General features: G+C 70.1%; 14 protein-coding genes and 2 pseudogenes. 9 read left to right on the top strand and 7 right to left on the bottom strand.

Translation table 11 applies throughout. From position 1 onward, the window contains the following. Positions 1-3 precede the first annotated feature (3 nt). The gene (locus tag J7E87_RS00795) at positions 4-2,778 is read left to right on the top strand and encodes an AAA family ATPase (RefSeq protein ID WP_215088964.1); all 2,775 of its coding nucleotides are present in this window, start codon (positions 4-6) and stop codon (positions 2,776-2,778) included. A gap of 4 nt (positions 2,779-2,782) precedes the next feature. Here the strand turns inward: J7E87_RS00795 and J7E87_RS00790 are convergent, their stop codons facing one another. From J7E87_RS00790 to J7E87_RS00780, 3 genes are read right to left on the bottom strand one after another with little or no spacing between them, the layout of a single operon-like run. Beyond that, positions 2,783-3,442 (bottom strand): 4'-phosphopantetheinyl transferase superfamily protein, encoded by a 660-nt coding sequence (locus J7E87_RS00790; protein ID WP_215088963.1) that lies wholly within the window; start codon positions 3,440-3,442, stop codon positions 2,783-2,785. Next, on the bottom strand, positions 3,439-4,296 hold the full coding sequence (locus J7E87_RS00785; protein ID WP_215088962.1) for a metallophosphoesterase: 858 nt from the start codon (positions 4,294-4,296) through the stop codon (positions 3,439-3,441). Before J7E87_RS00785 ends, J7E87_RS00790 begins: the two co-directional genes overlap by 4 nt. Then, complete coding sequence (locus tag J7E87_RS00780; protein WP_308312796.1) at positions 4,293-5,090, bottom strand: alpha/beta fold hydrolase; 798 nt, start codon at positions 5,088-5,090, stop codon at positions 4,293-4,295. Before J7E87_RS00780 ends, J7E87_RS00785 begins: the two co-directional genes overlap by 4 nt. Before the next feature lie 195 nt (positions 5,091-5,285). Between J7E87_RS00780 and egtA the strand changes: the two genes are divergently transcribed. The 4 genes and pseudogenes from egtA (at position 5,286) to egtD (ending at position 9,199) form a co-directional block, all read left to right on the top strand. Next, positions 5,286-6,572, top strand: coding sequence for an ergothioneine biosynthesis glutamate--cysteine ligase EgtA (gene egtA, locus J7E87_RS00775; RefSeq protein WP_215089014.1), 1,287 nt, complete (start codon positions 5,286-5,288; stop codon positions 6,570-6,572). Then, positions 6,569-7,918, top strand: a complete 1,350-nt coding sequence (egtB, locus tag J7E87_RS00770; protein WP_215088961.1) for an ergothioneine biosynthesis protein EgtB — start codon at positions 6,569-6,571, stop codon at positions 7,916-7,918. Before egtA ends, egtB begins: the two co-directional genes overlap by 4 nt. Then, positions 7,918-8,081 (top strand): annotated as a pseudogene (locus tag J7E87_RS34680) (class II glutamine amidotransferase); the annotation flags it as partial. The gene egtB and the pseudogene J7E87_RS34680, both read left to right, overlap by 1 nt. A 155-nt stretch (positions 8,082-8,236) precedes the next feature. Further along, positions 8,237-9,199, top strand: a complete 963-nt coding sequence (egtD, locus tag J7E87_RS00765; RefSeq protein WP_215088960.1) for an L-histidine N(alpha)-methyltransferase — start codon at positions 8,237-8,239, stop codon at positions 9,197-9,199. A gap of 198 nt (positions 9,200-9,397) precedes the next feature. Here egtD and J7E87_RS00760 read toward each other — a convergent pair whose 3' ends face one another. Further along, positions 9,398-10,861: an MFS transporter gene (locus J7E87_RS00760; protein WP_308312795.1), complete on the bottom strand. Its 1,464-nt coding sequence runs from the start codon at positions 10,859-10,861 to the stop codon at positions 9,398-9,400. 265 nt (positions 10,862-11,126) lie between these two features. Then, a complete protein-coding gene (locus J7E87_RS00755) occupies positions 11,127-12,401 on the bottom strand; it encodes a cytochrome P450 (RefSeq protein WP_215088958.1) in 1,275 nt (424 codons plus the stop codon). A gap of 251 nt (positions 12,402-12,652) precedes the next feature. Between J7E87_RS00755 and J7E87_RS00750 the strand changes: the two genes are divergently transcribed. Further along, positions 12,653-13,927: a cytochrome P450 gene (locus J7E87_RS00750; RefSeq protein WP_215088957.1), complete on the top strand. Its 1,275-nt coding sequence runs from the start codon at positions 12,653-12,655 to the stop codon at positions 13,925-13,927. Beyond that, positions 13,924-15,675: an acyl-CoA dehydrogenase family protein gene (locus tag J7E87_RS00745; RefSeq protein ID WP_215088956.1), complete on the top strand. Its 1,752-nt coding sequence runs from the start codon at positions 13,924-13,926 to the stop codon at positions 15,673-15,675. The genes J7E87_RS00750 and J7E87_RS00745 overlap by 4 nt, the downstream gene beginning before the upstream one ends. Here the strand turns inward: J7E87_RS00745 and J7E87_RS00740 are convergent. Then, positions 15,672-16,367: a TetR/AcrR family transcriptional regulator gene (locus J7E87_RS00740; RefSeq protein WP_251016787.1), complete on the bottom strand. Its 696-nt coding sequence runs from the start codon at positions 16,365-16,367 to the stop codon at positions 15,672-15,674. The two genes, J7E87_RS00745 and J7E87_RS00740, sit on opposite strands and share 4 nt — an antisense overlap. Positions 16,368-16,502: 135 nt before the next feature. Between J7E87_RS00740 and J7E87_RS00735 the strand changes: the two genes are divergently transcribed. Both J7E87_RS00735 and J7E87_RS00730 read left to right on the top strand, forming a co-directional pair. Then, positions 16,503-17,375, top strand: a complete 873-nt coding sequence (locus tag J7E87_RS00735; protein WP_215088954.1) for an aldo/keto reductase — start codon at positions 16,503-16,505, stop codon at positions 17,373-17,375. A 28-nt stretch (positions 17,376-17,403) separates the two neighbouring features. Continuing rightward, entirely contained in the window at positions 17,404-17,808 is a 405-nt protein-coding gene (locus tag J7E87_RS00730) for a DUF427 domain-containing protein (RefSeq protein WP_215088953.1), read from the top strand. Between the two features lie 40 nt (positions 17,809-17,848). Here the strand turns inward: J7E87_RS00730 and J7E87_RS00725 are convergent. Further along, positions 17,849-18,105, bottom strand: a pseudogene (locus tag J7E87_RS00725) (2-oxoacid:ferredoxin oxidoreductase subunit beta); the annotation flags it as partial.

Raw genomic sequence — 18,105 nt, 5'->3', positions numbered from 1 at the left:
GCGTTGCGCGAGCGTGACGCGGAGTTGTCCATTCTGCGCAATCTCTTCCGGGACACTCTGGAAGGAAACAGCCGGATCGCGGTCGTGAGCGGGGCGGCCGGCCATGGCAAGACCGAACTGCTCGGCATGCTCGCCGACGACGCACAGCGCGCAGGAGCCCGGCATCTGTCCGCCACGGCCTCGCGCACCGAGCAGTCCATTCCCTTCGGAGTGCTGGCCCAGCTCTTCCGCGGTGAGGGCCTGCCCGCGGAGCTGGACGCCCGCGTCGGCCAACTGCTGGACGAAGCCCTGTCCGTCGCTTCCCGCACCGCGGACGACGTGGACGGCATCTCCCCGCGGGTGTTCCATCGACTGAGTTTGGCTCTGCGCGACCTCATCGACTGGGTGCCCGGACCGCTGCTGATCAGCATCGACGACGTGCAGTACGCGGACACCTGTTCGCTGCAGTGCCTGTCGGCCGTGATCCGGCGGCTACCGTCGGCCCCCGTACTGATCGTACTCAATGAGTGCCCTCCGCCGTGGCCGTGCAGCTCGCTACTCAAGGCCGAGCTGCCGCCTGAGCCGCGCACCCTCCGGCTGCGCCTGTCCCCGCTGTCGCACCGGGCCGTACACGATCTGCTCGCCCAGCAGCTGGGGCCGCGTACGGCCGACGCCCTCAGTGCGGACTGCCTTGCTGCCACCGGCGGGAACCCGCTGCTGCTCCGCAGGCTGGTCGAGGACAACCGGGTGTCGGACGAGCCCGGTCCCCGCGCGCTGCGGGTCGGACTGCAATTCGAGCGCGCGGTGCTCGACTGCCTCTACCGGTGCGACCCCTCGCTGCGCACGGTCACCCGTCAACTGGCCGTCCTCGGCGACCCGGTGGCGGCCCCGCTGCTGAGCCGGCTCTCGGGTCTGGCCCCGCAGTCCCTCGCCCAGGCCCTGACCACGCTGGAAGAGACCGGAATCCTGGTCGACGGCGAGTGGCGCCACCCCCGCGCACGCGCCGCGGTGCTGCACGGCATGTCGGCGGAGGAGCGTGCCGTCCTGCACATCAAGACCGCAACGGCGCTGTTCAAGAACGGCACACCGGTGATCACAGTGGCCCGACATCTCATCGCCGCCGGCCGCATCGGCTCCTCCTGCGAAGTCACCGTCCTCCATGACGCGGCCGAGGAGGCGCTCGCCGATGGCGACACCGCGCTTGCGTTCAACTGCCTTTCCCTGGCGTTCCTTTACAAGGGCAACGACGAGCATCGGGACACCACGACCGCCATGCTGATGCGTACGGAGTGGCGGGCGGACCCCGTCACCGCCGCCCGCCGGACGCCCGCGCTGATCAGTGCCGCCCAGCGGCTCACCGGGCGGCATGTGTCCGCGCCGATCGATTCCCTGCTGTGGTTCGGCCACGCCGACACGGCCCGGGTCACCATGGAGCAGATCGAGCAGCGTGCCCAGCAGTCGCGGGACCTGGAGGCCTCCGCTCATCTGCACGCCTCCCGTTCGATCCTCACCCTGCTCTATCCGGCGGCCGCCGAGAGCCCGGGCGACGGAGCCTCCCCGGACGACGGGACGGACACGCTGCTGCGGGCGTCCTCGCGGTCCCAGGCCGTCCTCGCGCTGTGCGGAGTACTGCGCGACGGCCCCAGCACCGATTCCGTACTTGTGGCCGAACAAACGCTCGTCGGCAGCCAGTTGAGCGACCAGAGCCTGCTGCCGCACGTCTGCGCGATCGGAATCCTGCTCCTCAACGACCGGCTCGCTGCGGCCGAGCACTGGATCGACACCCTCGTCACGGCCGCGAAGCACCAGTCGGCGCCGACCTGGGAGGCCGTCTTCACCAGTCTCGCGGCCAAGCTCGCCCTGCGCCGCGGCGACCCGGCGACCGCCGCCCGGTACGCGGAGCGGGCGCTCGCGCAGCTCCCGCCGCAGGGCTGGGGCGTGTTGATCAGCCTGCCGCTGAGCGTCCTGCTGGAGGCCCACGTCCTCATGGGCGGCCGGGACGACGCACTCGCCCAGCTCCAGGTGACCCCGCCGGACACGATGCTCGGCACGCCGCTGGGGATGCGCTATCTGCGGGCCCGGGGCCGCGCCCTGCTCGCCAACGGCCAGCCCCAGGCCGCCCTGGAGGACTTCCTCACGGTCGGCGAGCTCGCGGTGCGCTGGCGAATGGACATCCCGGCGCTGCTGTCCTGGCGGACCGACGCGGCGCAGATCTATCTGCGCGGCGGCGACACCGAGCGGGCACGGCAGCTGGCCGCGGAACAGCTCGGCCTGGCCAAGGCCGACCAGCACCGCGTGCGCGCGGTCTCCCTGCGCATGCTCGCCGCCGCAAGTCCGCTGCCGGAGCGGCCCAAGCTGCTGGCCCGAGCGGTCGAGGCGGCCCAGCAGTGTGCGGGCCGACTCGAACTGGCGTACGCGCTCTACGACATGGGCTGGGCGCACCAGGAACTCGGCCAGTACAGCAAGGGCCGGATGGCGCTCCGCCGGGCCCAGCAGATCGCCGAGGAGTGCCGTGTGCCGCTGCCCGCGCGCACCCAGCCGGAGGGGCCGGGATCCCAGCAGAGTGCCGCGGTCAAGGGCGACGGCGAGGAATTGGCCGGCACCCTGAGCGACGCGGAGATGCGCGTGGCCACGCTGGCCGCCCGCGGGCACAGCAACCGCCAGATAGCAGGCAAGCTCTTCGTCACCGTCTCCACGGTCGAGCAGCACCTCACCCGCGTCTACCGCAAGCTCGGCATCAAGCGGCGGAGCGATCTCGCCTTCGCCCTGTACGACGGTGCCGCGGTCCGGGTCGCCTAGGCACCTAGCACCGGGGCACCGTGATCGCCGTGACGACCAGTCCGTTGCCGACCCTCCAGTTGCCCGAGAACGCCTCGATCCGCCGTCCTTCCACGACGGGGCCGGGCACCAGGAGGCCGGCGCGGAAGGTCCGGGTGCGTAGGTCGATGGCGATGTCGGCCTCGTGGAAGTCCAGCCAGCGTCCGGTCAGCGGGTACCAGGCCTTGTACACGCTCTCCTTGGCGCTGAACAGCAGCCGGTCCCAGAAGATGTCCGGCTGCCGGTCCGCCAGGCCGGCCAGCCGGATCCGCTCCCCGGGGAGCGCGACCGACTCGAGCACCCCGTGCGGCAGCGGCAGTCCGGGCTCCGCGTCGATGCCCAGGGAGGCGACTTCGGTCGTACGGGCGACCGCCGCCGCGCAGTATCCGGCGCAGTGCGTCATGCTGCCGACCGTGCCGCCCGGCCATACCGGTGCGCCGTCCGTGCCGGTCAGGATGGGGACGGGCCCGACATCGAGTCTCCCGAGAGCTCTTCGGGCGCAGCCGCGGACGGTCGCGAACTCCTGCCGGCGCCGCTCGACCGAGTCGGCGACGATCTCCTGCTCCTCGGGGAACAGCTCGGGCACCGGGTCGGGGCGGAACGCCTCCTCGACGGCGACCCACGGTGGCACCAGGCTCTCGATCACCGGCGGCCCGCCCCAAGTGCGGCCGCCGGGAGGATCTCCCGCAGCCGTCCGGGATCACCGGGCCGCTGCCGCCACTCCCTGGGGTAGCCGACCGACACCTCGACGAAGGGCACCCCGTCGTAGTACGTCGTCCGCGGAATGTGCAGATGGCCGTAGACCACGGCGGCCGCACGGAAGCGCCGGTGCCAGTCGGCCGTGCGCTCCGTGCCGCACCACTGGGCGAACTCCGGGTACCTCAGCACCCGGGTCGGTTCGCGCACCAGCGGATAGTGGTTGACCAGTACGGTCGGCAGCGTCGGGTCGACGGCGCTGAGCCGCGCCTCGGTGAGGGCGAGCCTGGCCCGGCACCACGCCTCGCGGCTGGGGTACGGGTCCGGGTGCAGCAGCACCTCGTCGGTGCAGACCACCCCCGCGTCGTACGCGCGGGCCAGTGCGGCCTCCTTGGTCGAGGTGCCGACGGGCCGGAACGTGTAGTCGTACAGGAGAAACAGGGGGGCGACGACCACCGGGCCGTGCTCGCCCTCCCACACCGGATAGGGGTCCTCGGGGGTATGGACGTCCTGTCGGCGGCACATCTCCACCAGCCTCTGGTAACGCGCCTCGCCGCGGAGCTGGACCGGGTCGCCGGGCGGTGTCCACAGCTCATGATTGCCTGGGGACCACACCACGGTGGCGAATCGGTCCCGCAGAAGGGTCAGGGCCCACTCGACCTCCTCGAACCGCTCCCCCACATCACCGGCCAGGAGCAGCCAGTCCCGGTCCGACGCGGGCCGGAGCCGCTCGACGATCTCCCGGTTCTCCGGATGCCCGATGTGCAGGTCGCTGATGGCGAGGAGCCGTGGTGCGGTGCTCATCGGGGCGACTCTGCGAGAGCGGTGTCATGGGTCCGGCCGGTGAATGCGCGGCGAATTTCCGCCGCGACCTCGTCCGTGTGCGCGTCCAGATAGAAATGCCCGCCGGGAAACACCCGCACCTCGGTTCCGCCCGTCGAATGGGCCCGCCACGCGGAGGCGTCCTCGATCGTGGTGACCGGGTCGGCGTCACCGACAAGGACCGTGATCGGGCAGGCAACTTGTACGTCCGGGGGCGTCACATGCGTTTCGATCGCCTTGTAGTCGGCGCGAATCACTGGCAGCAGCAGGGCCATCAATTCCTCGTCCCCGAGAATGCTCTGGTCCGTGCCGCTCAACCGTCGCATCTCGGCGATGACCGTGGCGTCGTCACGGAGATGGATCCGGTCGTGGTGCGGAACGGAAGGCGCGCGGCGCGCGGAGAGGAAGAGCGCCACGGGCCCGTCGCCGGGCGCAGCCTCCTCGAAACGGCGGGCCACCTCGAAGGCGAGGACGGCGCCCAGGCTGTGCCCGAAGAAGGCATAGCTGCCGGACAATTCGGCACGGAGCACGTCGAAGACGGCGTCCGCCAGTTCCGTCAGGCTCTCGGCGAAGGGTTCCTGGCGCCGGTCCTGGCGGCCCGGATACTGCACGGCCAGCACCTCGGCTCCGGGAGCGAGTGCGCGCGACAGCGGCACAAAAGAACTCGCCGCCCCGCCCGCGTGAGGAAAGCAGACCACTCGCGCATCGCTGTCCGGCAGCGGCGTAAAGCGCCGAATCCAGGAACTCGCCTCACTCGCTTCATTCGAAATAGCCACGACCGGAGCGTACGCAGACGCACTGTGGCCGGAAACCCCTAGGAAATACGGCCGACCCGAGCTGAACGCACGCTGCTCCCCCACCCCTGTTCCTACCCCTACCTCCCCCCTATCCGGCCTCGGGAACCTTGAGTCGGAGGGCGCAGGGGAGTTGGGTGACAGGTGAATCGATCACACACGCGAAAGGACCCGGGCGTGCTGCTGGACGGCGAGCGGGATCGTACCCGAGCCATTGGCGAGGCCGAGGCCGAGGACCTCATTCGCGGAATCTGTTTCAAGACCGGTCCGCCGCGGCGTACCGGCGTCGAAGTCGAATGGCTGCTGCAGGATCTGCACGATCCCGCCGCCCCGCTCCGGCCCGAGCGGATCACGGCCGCGCTCACCGCGGTCCGCGCCCTTCCCCTGCGGTCGGCCCTCACCGTCGAGCCCGGCGGCCAGCTCGAACTCAGTTCTCCCCCGGCGGACTCACTCTCCGACGGCGTGGCGGTGATGAGGGCCGATCTCGCTCTGGTGCAGGGCTCCTTGAAGCCCCACGCGCTCTCCCTCGCCGGCCATGGGCACGATCCGTGGCACGCTCCGCGCCGACTGCTCGACGCGCCCCGCTACACCGCCATGGAGTCGTACTTCGACCGGTTCGGACCGGAGGGGCGCGCCATGATGTGCAGCACCGCCTCCGTCCAGGTCTGCGTCGACGCAGGCCATGAGGAGCCCGGCCCGCTCGGCCACGCGAACCGCTGGCGACTGGCTCATCTCCTGGGGCCGGTTCTCGTAGCGGCCTTCGCCAACTCCCCGCTGCGTCAAGGCTCTCCCACCGGCTGGAAGTCCACCCGCCAGGCTGTCTGGACCGCACTCGACCCCGGCCGCGCCCTCGCGCCGGCCGGACACGCCGACCCGCGGTCCGCCTGGGCCGGGTACGCCCTGGACGCGCCCGTGCTGTGCCTCAGGACGGACGAGGGCCCGTGGGATGTCCCAGTGGGGCTCACCTTCCGGGACTGGGTCCGCGGCAAGGGGCCGAGGGCCGTCACCGCGGACGACCTCGCCTACCACCTCACCACCCTCTTTCCTCCGGTTCGCCCGCGCGGCCATCTGGAGCTGCGCATGATCGACGCGCAGCCCGGCGAAGAGGGCTGGATCGTGCCGCTCGCCGTCACCAGCGCCCTCTTCGACGATCCGGAGGCCGCCGAGCGTGCCTACTACGCGGTTGCACAGCTCTCCGGTGACGAGAACGACGGTCGCGCACCCCGCAGTCCACTGTGGCGCAATGCCGCACGTTACGGCCTGGCCGCGCCCCGGCTGCAGGCCGCGGCCGACATCTGCTTCACCGCGGCGCTGGAGTCACTGGCCGGGTCCGGTGCGGCCCCTTCGGTCCAGTCGGCCGTCGCCCGCTTCCACGAGCGCTATGTGTCCAGGGGCCGTTGCCCCGCCGACGACGTTCTCGCATCTCTACCCGTACCCCTGTCAGGGAAGGACAGTAGTTCATGACCGCCCATGAGCCGGCCGGAGCTGCCGCGCCCGCCGACCCCGAGGTCCTGCGCCTGCGTGCCGCAGCGGCCCTGACGGCAGCGCGCGACCGCACCGACGTCCTCACGTCCTGTGTGGGGGACCCCGAACTCACAGCCCAGCACTCGCCTCTGATGTCGCCCCTGGTGTGGGATCTGGCGCACATCGGCAACCAGGAGGAGCAGTGGCTGCTGCGCACCCTGGGCGGGCGCGAGCCGCTGCGCCCCGACATCGACAAGGTCTACGACGCGTTCGAGCATCCCAGGGCCGAACGCCCCGCCCTGCCACTGCTGCCGCCCGCCGAGGCACGCACCTATGTCGCCGACGTCCGGGCGCGCGTCCTGGACGTACTGACGGGGACATCGATGGAGGGTGGGGGGCAGCTCGCCGACGCCGGATTCGTGTTCGGCATGATCGCCCAGCACGAACAGCAGCATGACGAGACCATGCTGATCACACACCAACTGCGCCGCGGGCCCGCGGTGCTGACTGCCGCCGCCCCGCCACCGGCCCCCGCCGACGCATCATCGCTGCCGCCGGAAGTCCTGGTCCGCAGTGGCCCGTTCACCATGGGCACCTCGGCCGAGCCATGGTCCCTGGACAATGAGCGGCCCGCTCATGAACGCTCCGTACCGGCCTTCTTCATCGACACCACCCCGGTCAGCAACGCCGCCTACACCCGCTTCATCGAGGACGGCGGCTACCGGGACCGGCGCTGGTGGTCCCGGGCCGGGTGGTCACACGTCCAGCAACACGGGCTGCACGCACCGCTGTTCTGGACACAGGACGGCGGAGTGTGGCTGCACCGTCGCTTCGGGGTCATGGAGCCTGTACCCACCGACGAACCGGTGCTGCACGTGAGCTGGTACGAAGCGGATGCGTACGCTCGCTGGGCCGGGCGGCGGCTGCCAACGGAGACCGAGTGGGAGAAGGCCGCCCGGCACGACCCGGCGACCGGCCGGTCCCTGCGCCATCCCTGGGGCGACACCGACCCCACCCCCGTCCACGCCAACCTCGGCCAGCGCCATCTGCGGCCGGCGCCGGTGGGCAGCTACCCCGAGGGTGCCTCGCCCCTCGGGGTGCGGCAGCTGATCGGAGATGTGTGGGAGTGGACGGCGAGCGACTTCCTGCCGTATCCCGGATTCGCCGCCTTCCCCTACCGGGAGTACTCGGAGGTCTTCTTCGGCAGTGACCACAAGGTGCTGCGCGGAGGCTCCTTCGCGGTCGATCCGGTCGCTTGCCGCGGCACCTTCCGCAACTGGGACCTGCCCATCCGCCGCCAGATCTTCTCCGGATTCCGTACCGCCCGTGACGCGGAGGACTCCTGATGTGCCGTCAAATGGCCTGTGTGGAGCCTTCAATGCGTGTCGGCGATCTGCTGGTGGCCCGGATCACGGTCCGCTTCGCCAGTCGTGGGCGCCGAGGCACCAGCGGCATGGAACGGTGAACGCCGACGGTTTCGGCGTCGGCTGGTACGCGGCCGAAGACCCCGCGAGCACCCCGGGTCAGGGGTCACGGTCGCGTCGGAACCGTACGACGACTCCCCGCTGTGGACCGAGGTTCCCGACCGATCCCAGCTCTTCGCCACCCGTACCGATGCCCTTGTGACCCCACTGCCCTTGTGACCCACTCAAGGAGCCTTGTCCGTGAGCTCGTTCACCCTCACCCGCACCCTGCCCGCCGACGTCGGCGACGACGCCCTGCGCGCCGATGTCACCAAAGGCCTGGGCGGGGGCCCCAAGCACCTGCCGCCCAAGTGGCTCTACGACGCGCGCGGCAGCGAAATTTTCGAGGAGATCACCAGGCTGCCGGAGTACTACCCGACCCGCGCCGAGCGCGAGATCCTCCTCGACCGGGCCTCGGACATCGCGGCGGCGACCGGAGCCCGCACCCTGGTGGAGCTCGGCTCCGGCTCCTCCGAGAAGACCCGGCATCTGATCGACGCGCTGGCCGGCCTGCGCACGTACGTCGCGGTCGACGTGAGCCCGAGCGCGCTCGAACAGGCCGGCCGCGAACTTCTGGTGGACCATCCGGGCCTCGACGTGCACGCCCTCGTCGCCGACTTCCAGCACGGCCTTCAGCTCCCCTCCGCGCCCGGGCCACGGCTCGTCGCCTTCCTCGGCAGCACGATCGGCAATCTTCTTCCCGCCGAGCGCGCCGAGTTTCTCTCCGGTGTGGCAGGCCTGCTCTCGCCCGGCGACGCGTTCCTCCTGGGTACCGACCTGGTGAAGGGCGAACGGGAACTCGTCGCCGCGTACGATGATGCGGCGGGCGTCACAGCGGAGTTCAACAAGAACGTCCTCAGTGTGCTCAACCGGGAGCTGAACGCGGACTTCGACCCCGCCGCCTTCGACCACGTGGCGGTCTGGGACGCGGAGCGCGAGTGGATCGAGATGCGGCTGCGGGCACGCGAGGAGCTGACCGCCAAGATCCCGTCGCTCGGTCTCGCGGTGCACTTCGCGGCCGGCGAGTACATCCGTACCGAGATCTCGGCGAAGTTCCGGCAGGAGGGCATACGCGCCGAACTGGCCGCCGCCGGGCTGGAACTGCGGCACTGGTGGACCGACCGGGCCGGCCGTTTCGCCGTGTCTCTGGCGGTCCGCAGCTGATCCTCCGGCCGCCGAACGCGCCGGTGCCCCGGACCCCTGCCTGAGCAGGGGTCCGGGGCACCGGCATATTTGCTGCCTTCACATATGGGGGCAGCACATATGGGTCGGGACCTGTGGCCAGTTACGGGGGTTTCCCGGCCACAGGTCCCGAGTGCGTGGCGAGGCCTGGTGAACAGGCCCCGTGGCGCAGTCTCCGCGTCAGCTGGAGACCGTCACCTCACGCCCCTCGTCGGCCGCGACGGCGGTCGAGGAGGGAGCCTTCTTGAGGTTGAGCGCGACCAGCGCGCCCAGCACCGCTGCCCCGGCGGCCACCCAGCCGGCGGCGCGCAGTCCGGCGACCACATCGGCGACCGCCGGAGCCGCGGCGCCCGCGCTCACGTCAAGGCCGGAGTTGGCGATGACGATGAGGGCAGCGAGGCCCACGGCAGCGCCGATCTGCTGCGCCGTGGAGGCCAGCGCGGAGGCGACGCCCTGCTCACTCGCGTCCACACCGGAACCGGCAGTGGCGAAGATCGTGGTGAAGGCGAGGCCGCCACCGAATCCGTAGATGGCCACGCCGGGCAGGACCGACCAGTACGTGCCGCCGGTCGACATTCCGGCAGCCATCGCGGCCATGCCGATGCCGTAGACGAGCATGCCGATGAACAGGGTCGTACGCAGGCCGCTCTTGTTCAGCATCGAGGCCGCGACCTTGCCGCCGGCGATCATCGCAAGCAGACCCAGCGGCAGGAAGGCGAGGCCGGCCTGCAGCGCGTCGTATCCCAGGATGTTCTGGATGTACGTGGTGAAGAGGTAGTAGCCGCCGCTCAGCGCGCTCATGTGCAGGAACGCGACCAGCATCGAGGTGATGAGGCTGCGGTTGCCGAACATCCGCAGCGGGGCCAGCGGGGCGCTCGTCTTCGCCTCGATCAGGAAGAACGAGGCGATCAGCAGGGCACCGACGACCAGCGAACCGAGCGCCCGCGGAGCGGTCCAGCCCGCCTCGGGCCCACTGACCAGGCCGAAGACAACCAGAGTGGCACCGACCGTGACCACGAGTGCACCCGGAATGTCGAAGCCCCCACGGTCACCCGAGCGGGGAGCATCGGGAGTGAGCAGCAGGGGCGCACCGATCAGCGCGATGACGACCAGAGGAACCATCGCGAAGAACACCCAGGCCCAACCGAGGCTGCCGGTGAGCACACCGCCGAGCAGCGCGCCGGCGGCCAGGCCACCGCTTCCGGTGGAACCCCAGACTGCCAGCGCCCGGTTACGCTCGCGCCCCTCGGCGAAGCTGGTGACGATCAGCGTCAGCGTCGACGGGAACAGCAGCGCGCCACCCAGACCCTGCACCGCACGGGCGAGGACCAGTACCTCGGGCGAGTTGGCCAGGCCGCCGACCAGCGCAGAGACACCGAACAGGACGAGGGCGATGACGAACATCCGGCGCGCGCCGAGCCTGTCGGCCGCGCGGCCGCCGAAGAGCAGGAAGCCACCGAAGGCAACGGCGTACGAGCTCACGACCCACTGCAGGGTCTGGGGCGAGAAGCCCAGAGCGTCGCCGATGTCGGGCAGCGCCACGAAGACGATGTTGTAGTCGATCGCGATGATGAACTGGGCCAACGCCAGCAGCGCAAGCCTGAGGCCGGCTCGCTGGTGCGACTGGCTAACGGAACCATCCACTGGATCGGACCCTTTCAGGGAGACGAGGAGAGGGGGAGGAGGGAGTAAGAGGAGCGGAGACAGCGCGCCGGCGACCGGCTGGTGCATGCCGTTCGAATACTAAGCAGTGTTCAGACTTACCACCGAGGATAATAGTGGCACGGCGTAGAGTGTCAAGCGTGCCCGGAGAACAGGCATGCCCGGGAACAGGTCGGCCCCGGGCGGTGGACACCGACCAGGGCCGACCAGCGACGCGTGCGACAGAGACGTGTGCGACAGAGCGGGATCAGGGCCCCAGGACGGGACCGAGAACGACCGGCAGCTTCCCGATCACGCGCAGGGAGGTGCCGGGCCAGCGCTCCGGACCCTCCTCGGCAAGCCGCACATCGTGCTTGATCAGGGCGCCGAGCGCCTCCTGGGCGATCATCCGGGCAACCGGCGCGGCGACACAGAAGTGAATGCCGTGGCCGAACCCGAGGTTCCGGGTCGACGGGCGGGTGATGTCCAGCTTGTCCCCGTCCGGGAAGCTGGCAGGGTCGCGATTGGCGGCCCCCATCATGACGACGACGTACTCGCCCTTGCTCACCGGAATGCCCGCCACATCGGCGTCCTCCAGCGCCGTACGGGTCACCATCGCCAGCGTGCTGTCGTACCGCAGCAGTTCCTCGACCGCCGCGGGCATTTGGTCCGGGTGCGACCGCAGCCAGTCGACCTGCTCCGGATGGGACAGCAGGTTGTACACCTCGTTGCCGATCATGGCGGCTGTGGCGCCGAAGCCCGCGGCGAGCAGGTTCATCAGGAGCATGGCGAGCTCCCACTCGGTGAGCCGGTCGCCCTCCTGCTCCGCCTTGACCAGTTCACTGATCAGGTCGTCGCCCGGGTTCGCACGACGGGCCGCGACCAGCTCGACACCGGCATCGATGAAGACGTCGCGGGCGGCGTTGCGCCCCGCCTTCTGCTCGTCGGTGAGGGTGAACCCCGGGTCCAGACCCCGGCCGCTCTCCATGGTGTTGGCGAAGAACAGCGGGTGGTACCGGGACGGGATGTCCATCATGTCGCTCAGCACCAGGGCCGGCAGCGGTCGGGACAGCACATCCTGCAGGTCGACCCGGCCGTCCGGACTGTCCGCGAGCGCCTTGGCCAGAAGCTCCTCGGCGTACCGCGCCGCCTTGGGGCGGAGCTGCGCGATCATCTTCGGCGTGAACGCCTTGGAGACCAGCCCGCGTATGCGGGTGTGGTCCGGCGGGTCCATGAACATCAGGATCCGCCCGGACTCACCACTGGTGGGGTTCTCCACGAACTGATCCGCCACCATCGGATTGACACCCCAGCCGAAGCGGGGGTCCTTCATCACCGACGAGGCTTCCTCGTAGCCGAATACGGCGACGACTCCCTCGGCGGTCCGGAATGCCGAGCCGGACTGTTCCCTGATCTCGTTGTAGTGCGGATAGGGATCCGCGTGGAAATCGGGGTCGAACGGATCGAACGGCAGCGTCTGCCGCGCGACTTCCGGATTATATGTGGTGACGTCTGGAAGCTTTACGGTTGGCGCCTCGGTCATTACTCACATCCCATTTATTGGTTGAGAGCCACTTTCCTTCGACGCAAATTACTGACCAGCCACCCCTACCGCCAACCCCTGAGCCGCAGGCGGAAACCCCTACATCAACGACTGGGGTTGGCCACGAGGAGCAGCCCCGATAGCTTCGAGCCCGCGCGGCCCGTTCCGCGAAAAACGGGCCCTCCCTGGCACTCCCGGAATGGCATTTCCGTCCGGGCGCCACATTATGCACTCGCTACCGTGAGGTTGATATGGGTACCGAAAAACATTCGGGCACGGGACAGGATTTTCCCCCGGTCCTGGACGGCTTCGATCTGACGGATCAGTCCCGGTTCGCCGAGGGAATTCCTTACGAACTCTTCGCCCGGCTGCGCCGTGAGGCACCGGTGCTCCGCCACCCGGCGGGCACCCTGCCCGACGGCGAGGGTTTCTGGGTGCTGACCCGGCACGCCGATGTCGCGGCCGCCTCGGTCGACCCCGTCTTCTCCTCGCAGGGCGGCGGGGGGCGGGCCGGCGGCGGCTCCCACCTGGAGGACCTCCCCTACGGCGGCGGTCTCACCGGCACCGTCCTGGCCATGATGGACAACCCGCGGCACGACGTGTTCAAGCATCTGCTCGGCCCCGCCGTCGCCGACGCAGTGGCCAAGCTGGAGCCGACCCTTCGAGCCACCGCAGTGGAGCTCGCGGACGCGGCGGTCGCCCGTGGCACCTGCAATCTCGTCGACGACTACTCCGAGCCGTTCTCGCTGCGTTCCGTGGCGATGCTGCTCGGCGTCGGGCCGGAGGACTGGGAGCAGCTGACCGCCTGGGTGCACGCCGTCCTGGGCTTCACCCACCGCCGGACCGGCAAGGTCGACGAACAGTCCAAGCAGACCTACACCGACCTGCGGGGGTACTTCACCACCCTGCTCGCCGCCAAGCGCCTGAACCCGGCCGACGACCTCGGCACCGTGCTGGCGGTCGGAGAGCTGCCCGAGGGCTCGGGCCAGCCGCCGCTCTCCGAGGTCGAGCGCGAGGCGAACGCCAGCGTCATGCTGGTGAGCGGCTTCGAGCAGCCGCGGAACACCATCGCCGGGGGACTGCTCGCCTTCGCCCAGCACCCGGAGCAGTGGCGGGAGTTGCGCAAGGACCGGTCCCTGCTGCCGACTGCGGTGGAGGAGGTGCTGCGCTGGCTCCCGGCCAACCCGTACAACCGGCGCACGCTCACCCAGGACGTCGAACTGCACCGCGTGCGGATGCGGGCCGGCGAGAAGGTGACGCTGTGGTGGCCCGCCGCCAACCGGGACGAGTCCGTGTTCCCGCACGCTTCCCGCTTCGACATCCACCGCGACCCGAACCCACATCTGTCCTTCGGGCACGGCGTCCACTACTGCCTCGGTGACGCGTTCGGGCGCCTCGAGATCCGGCTGGCCCTGGAGGCACTGCTGGACCGGGTCGAGGAGATCCGGATGACCGGCCCCGAGACCTGGGCCCCCAACAACAAGCACACCGTGCTGCTCGATGTGCCCGTGGAGCTCGTGCCATGAGTTCACGGACATACGAATGCGGGCAGCGGCCCGCCCCGAGCTTTCTCGACGCCCTGGACTCCGGGCGGCTCGAGTGGGGGCTGTTCCACCCCTTCCCCCGGCAGAGCGCGCAGGAGCATGCCGCGGGCGACGCCACCGTGGCCGGGCTGGAGGCTTTCCTCCGCGCCCGCCTGGACCCTGACGACGTGGACCTGACCGGTGAACTGCCGGCCGGATTCCTGCGGGACCTGCGCGAGAGCGGCTACCTCAAGCTGTGTCTCGGCGCGGAGGTCGGCGGCCTCGAGCTGTCCGCGTACGACGCCTTCCGCGCCGTGGAGCGCGCCGCGAGTTGGTGCATGCCCGCGGGACAGATGCTGGCCATCCAGGCCGGCGTCGGCGCCCCGGCCCTGCTCCCCGCGCTGCCCCCGGGGCCGCTGGCGGATTTCGTGACCACGCGGCTCCAGGAGGGAGCCATCTCCGGCTTCGGCCTCACCGAGCCCGCCGGGCAGAACAACGCCTGGCCAGGGACGACGGCGACCAGGTCAGAGGACGGCGCCTGCTACGTACTCCGGGGCGAGAAGGTCTTCACCGGCCACGGCCCAGTGGCGGACCTGCTGCCCGTGGCGGCCACCGAGCACGGCCCGGACGGCAGGCGGTTGTGTATCTGCTTCGTGGACACCTCCGCCGCCGGCTTCGAGGTGACCTCCCGCATCGAGTTCACCGGCAGCAGGGGACTCCCCAACGGGGCGCTGCGCCTCGACGAGGTGCGGGTCCCCGCCGAGTACATCGTACGGAGCGAACCCGAGGATCCGCGGTTCCCGGACCTGATGGCCTCGGCGGTCCTGATCGGCCAGCTGTACTTCACCGCCGCGCCGGCCGTGGCGATTTCGAAGCTCTGCCTGCAGTGGTCCGGCGAGTTCATCGCGCGGCGCAGTATCAACGGCCGCGGCCTGGGCGAGTACGACGCGATCCAGCGGATACTCGGCGACACGCTCGCCGAGGTGTACGCGGTGGAGAGCGTCATCCGGTGGAGTCTGCTGGACTCCGGCCCGGCCGACCGATGGTTCGAACGGCTCGCCGCCAAGAACCTCGCGGTGCGCGCCAGTTGGCGGATCGTCGACCGGACGGTGTCGCTGTACGGAGGCGAGGGCATCGAGACCGTACCGAGCAAGCTCCGGCGAGGCGCGCCGCCCGTGCCGTTGGAGCGCAGGCTGCGCGATGCGCGCGGACTGCGGATCGCCGGCAATGTCGACTTCCAGCTCGACAGCCAGGCGGGCCGCAAGCTGCTGGCCCGCCACTACTCCGGCGCCGTGGGCGAACCCGGCCAGGGCCTCGGCGCGGAACACCCGGCCGAGGCCGGGCTGTCCCCCGCCAACCGCACCCACCTCGGGTCCGCGAAGCAGCAGGTGCAGCGCTTCCACGAGAAGTGCCGTGAGCTGGTCCGCCGCTTCCCGGACCAGGACCGTCTCTTCGAGGAGGAGCACACCGTGATCCTCCTCGGCCGCATCGCGGCCGAACTGTTCGCGGTGTGCGCGGTCCTGGCCAGGGCGGCCGGGCAGGGCGTGGCCGGCGATCCGGCCGAGGGCGGGCAGCTCGCAGAGGTGTACTGCACGACGGCCGGGCACCGGCTCGCCGACCTCTGGCGGCAGCTCTACGCGGAATCCGGCTCGCCCTCAGGCACCGAGCCCCGACCCGCGTACGCCAAGATCAGCCGCCAGTGGCTGGCCGAGCGGACCTATGCGGAACTGCACGGCGGAGCCGGGGCCTAATGAGCCTCGTCCACCAGCACATGCCCCAGGGACTTGGAGAGGTCCATCATCTCCGCCCGGTACAGCTTCGCGGGGTCCGAGACCTGGGGCCGCAGGTGGCCGTAGACCTCCAGGGACACCAGGCCGTGCATACGGCCCCAGACCCTCAGCGACAGGGCCACGGCCGCCGGTGGAAGATCGGGGAAGGACTCACGGATCAGGCCCGCGAACCCCGGGTCGAAGTCGGACCAGGTGTGGTCGCTGCCGATGTGCAGGTGCTGCGCCTTCGGCCAGGCCGCCGCCACAATGCCAGTCAGCACCGCGCAGGCACGGTGCTCGGCCTCCGCCGCCACGCCGCCCTCGGGCGGCTGGTAGTCGGGCACGGGATCGCCGTACACCAGCCGGAACTCCTCCGGGTTGGCGACCGCCCAGTCCCGGTACGCCTGGCCGTACGCCAGGATCTGGGCGGCCGGATCGTCGTGCGGACGACTGTCGCGGGCCGCCTCCAGCGTGCCGGCGAGGGCGTTGTAGACATCGGCGATCAGCACGCTGACGAGGTTGTCGCGCGTGTCGAAGTAGCTGTAAATGGCACCGGCCGTCATCCCCATGTCACGGGCGATCGCCCGCAACGAGATCGCGGCGGTGCCGCTCGATGCCATGTGCTTGAGCGCGGTGGCCTTGATCTCCGCAGTTGTGGCCTCGCGTAGACGCATCCTCCGGCTTTGAGTCACCTCTCCCATGCTCGACATCTTAGCAGCGTTGAATCATGAACGCTCCGCCCATATTTTTCACGCCATATATATTGTGAACGCCGTATAGCAATGATGGCTCTCCGAAAGGCTCACGCAATGACCACACACCTCACGACGCAGCCCGCCGCCGCGGCGGGCACCTTCCGGATCGGCGGGGATCTCACCGTCAACCGGCTCGGCTACGGCGCCATGCGGCTCACCGGCCCCGGCATCTGGGGCGAGCCGGCCGACCCCGACGAGGCGGTCCGCGTACTGCGCCGCGCCGTGGAACTCGGGGTGAACTTCATCGACACGGCCGACTCCTACGGCCCCTTCATCAGCGACCAGCTGATCAAGAGGGCCCTCCACCCCTACACGGACGACCTGGTCATCGCCACCAAGGTGGGCCTCTCCCGGCCAGGACCCGACGACTGGCGCCCGGTCGGCCGCCCGGAATACCTCCGCCAGCAGGTGGAGCTGAACCTCCGCCACCTCGGCGTGGAGACCATCGGCTTGCTCCAGCTGCACCGGATCGACCCCGCGCTCCCGCTGGAGGACCAGGTGGGCGAGCTCGCCGCCCTGCAGCAGGAGGGCAAGATCCGCCACCTCGGCCTGTCCGAGGTAACGGTCGAGGAGCTCGAGAAGGCCCGCGCCGTCGCCGAGATCGTCTCGGTGCAGAACCTCTACAACCTGGCCGAGCGCAAGTCCGAGGACGTCCTGCGCTACGCCGAGCAACAGGGCCTCGCCTTCATCCCCTGGTTCCCCATCGCCATGGGGCAGCTCGCGGAGCCCGGCAGCCCGCTGCAGTCCGTGCTCAAGGACCACGACGCCACTCCGGCACAGCTCGCGCTGGCCTGGCTGCTGCGCCACTCCCCGGCACTGCTCCCGATCCCCGGCACCTCGTCGGTGGCCCACGTGGAGGAGAACACCGCGAGCGCGCTGATCGAACTGTCCGACGAGGAGTACCAGGCCATCACCGCCGCCGGCTGACGGCCGCCCGCCCGAGAAGGAGTCCCCCGTGCCCAACACCCACCCGGACCCGGACCACCGTGTGACTGCGGTCCCCAGCACACAGCACATCAGGGTCGAGATAGACGGACAGCTGGTCTCCTCGTCGAGCCGCCCCGTCCTGGTGTACGAGACCGGCCTGCCGGTCCGTTACTACCTTCCGGCCGAGGACGTGAACCTGACGCTCTTCGAGCCGACCGACACCCACACCACGTGTCCCTACAAGGGCGAGGCCTCGTACTGGTCTTTCCACGGCGGGAACACCGGGGCGGACGCGGCGGTACGGACGGACGTGGCCTGGTCGTATCAGGAGCCGCTCCAGTCGGTCCTGGACATCAAGAGGTATCTGTCGTTCTACGACAACGTCGCCGACATCCAGGTGACGGGGGAAGCCCCGGAACCGCCGGCGGTCTGAGAACAAGGAAGGGCGGGTGGGGCATAGGCCCCACCCGCCCTCATCCGTTCCCCTTGGCGACGGTCCAGGTGTCGTTGCCGGTGAGGAGGGCGGCGAGGTCGCCCTTGCCGTTCTGCTCGATGGCGGTGTCGAGTTGGTCGGACATCATCGTGTCGTAGACCGGCCGCTCCACGCTGCGCAGTACCCCGATGGGGGTGTTGTGCAGGGTGTCGGGGTCGGCGAGGCGGGAGAGTGCGAAGGCGGTGGTCGGGCTGGCGCTGTGCGCGTCGTGGACGAGGATCCGGCTCTCGTTCTCGG

Source organism: Streptomyces sp. ISL-1 (assembly GCF_018614585.1).
Lineage (GTDB): Bacteria > Actinomycetota > Actinomycetes > Streptomycetales > Streptomycetaceae > Streptomyces > Streptomyces maoxianensis.
This window is presented reverse-complemented; position numbering and strand designations above follow the sequence as displayed.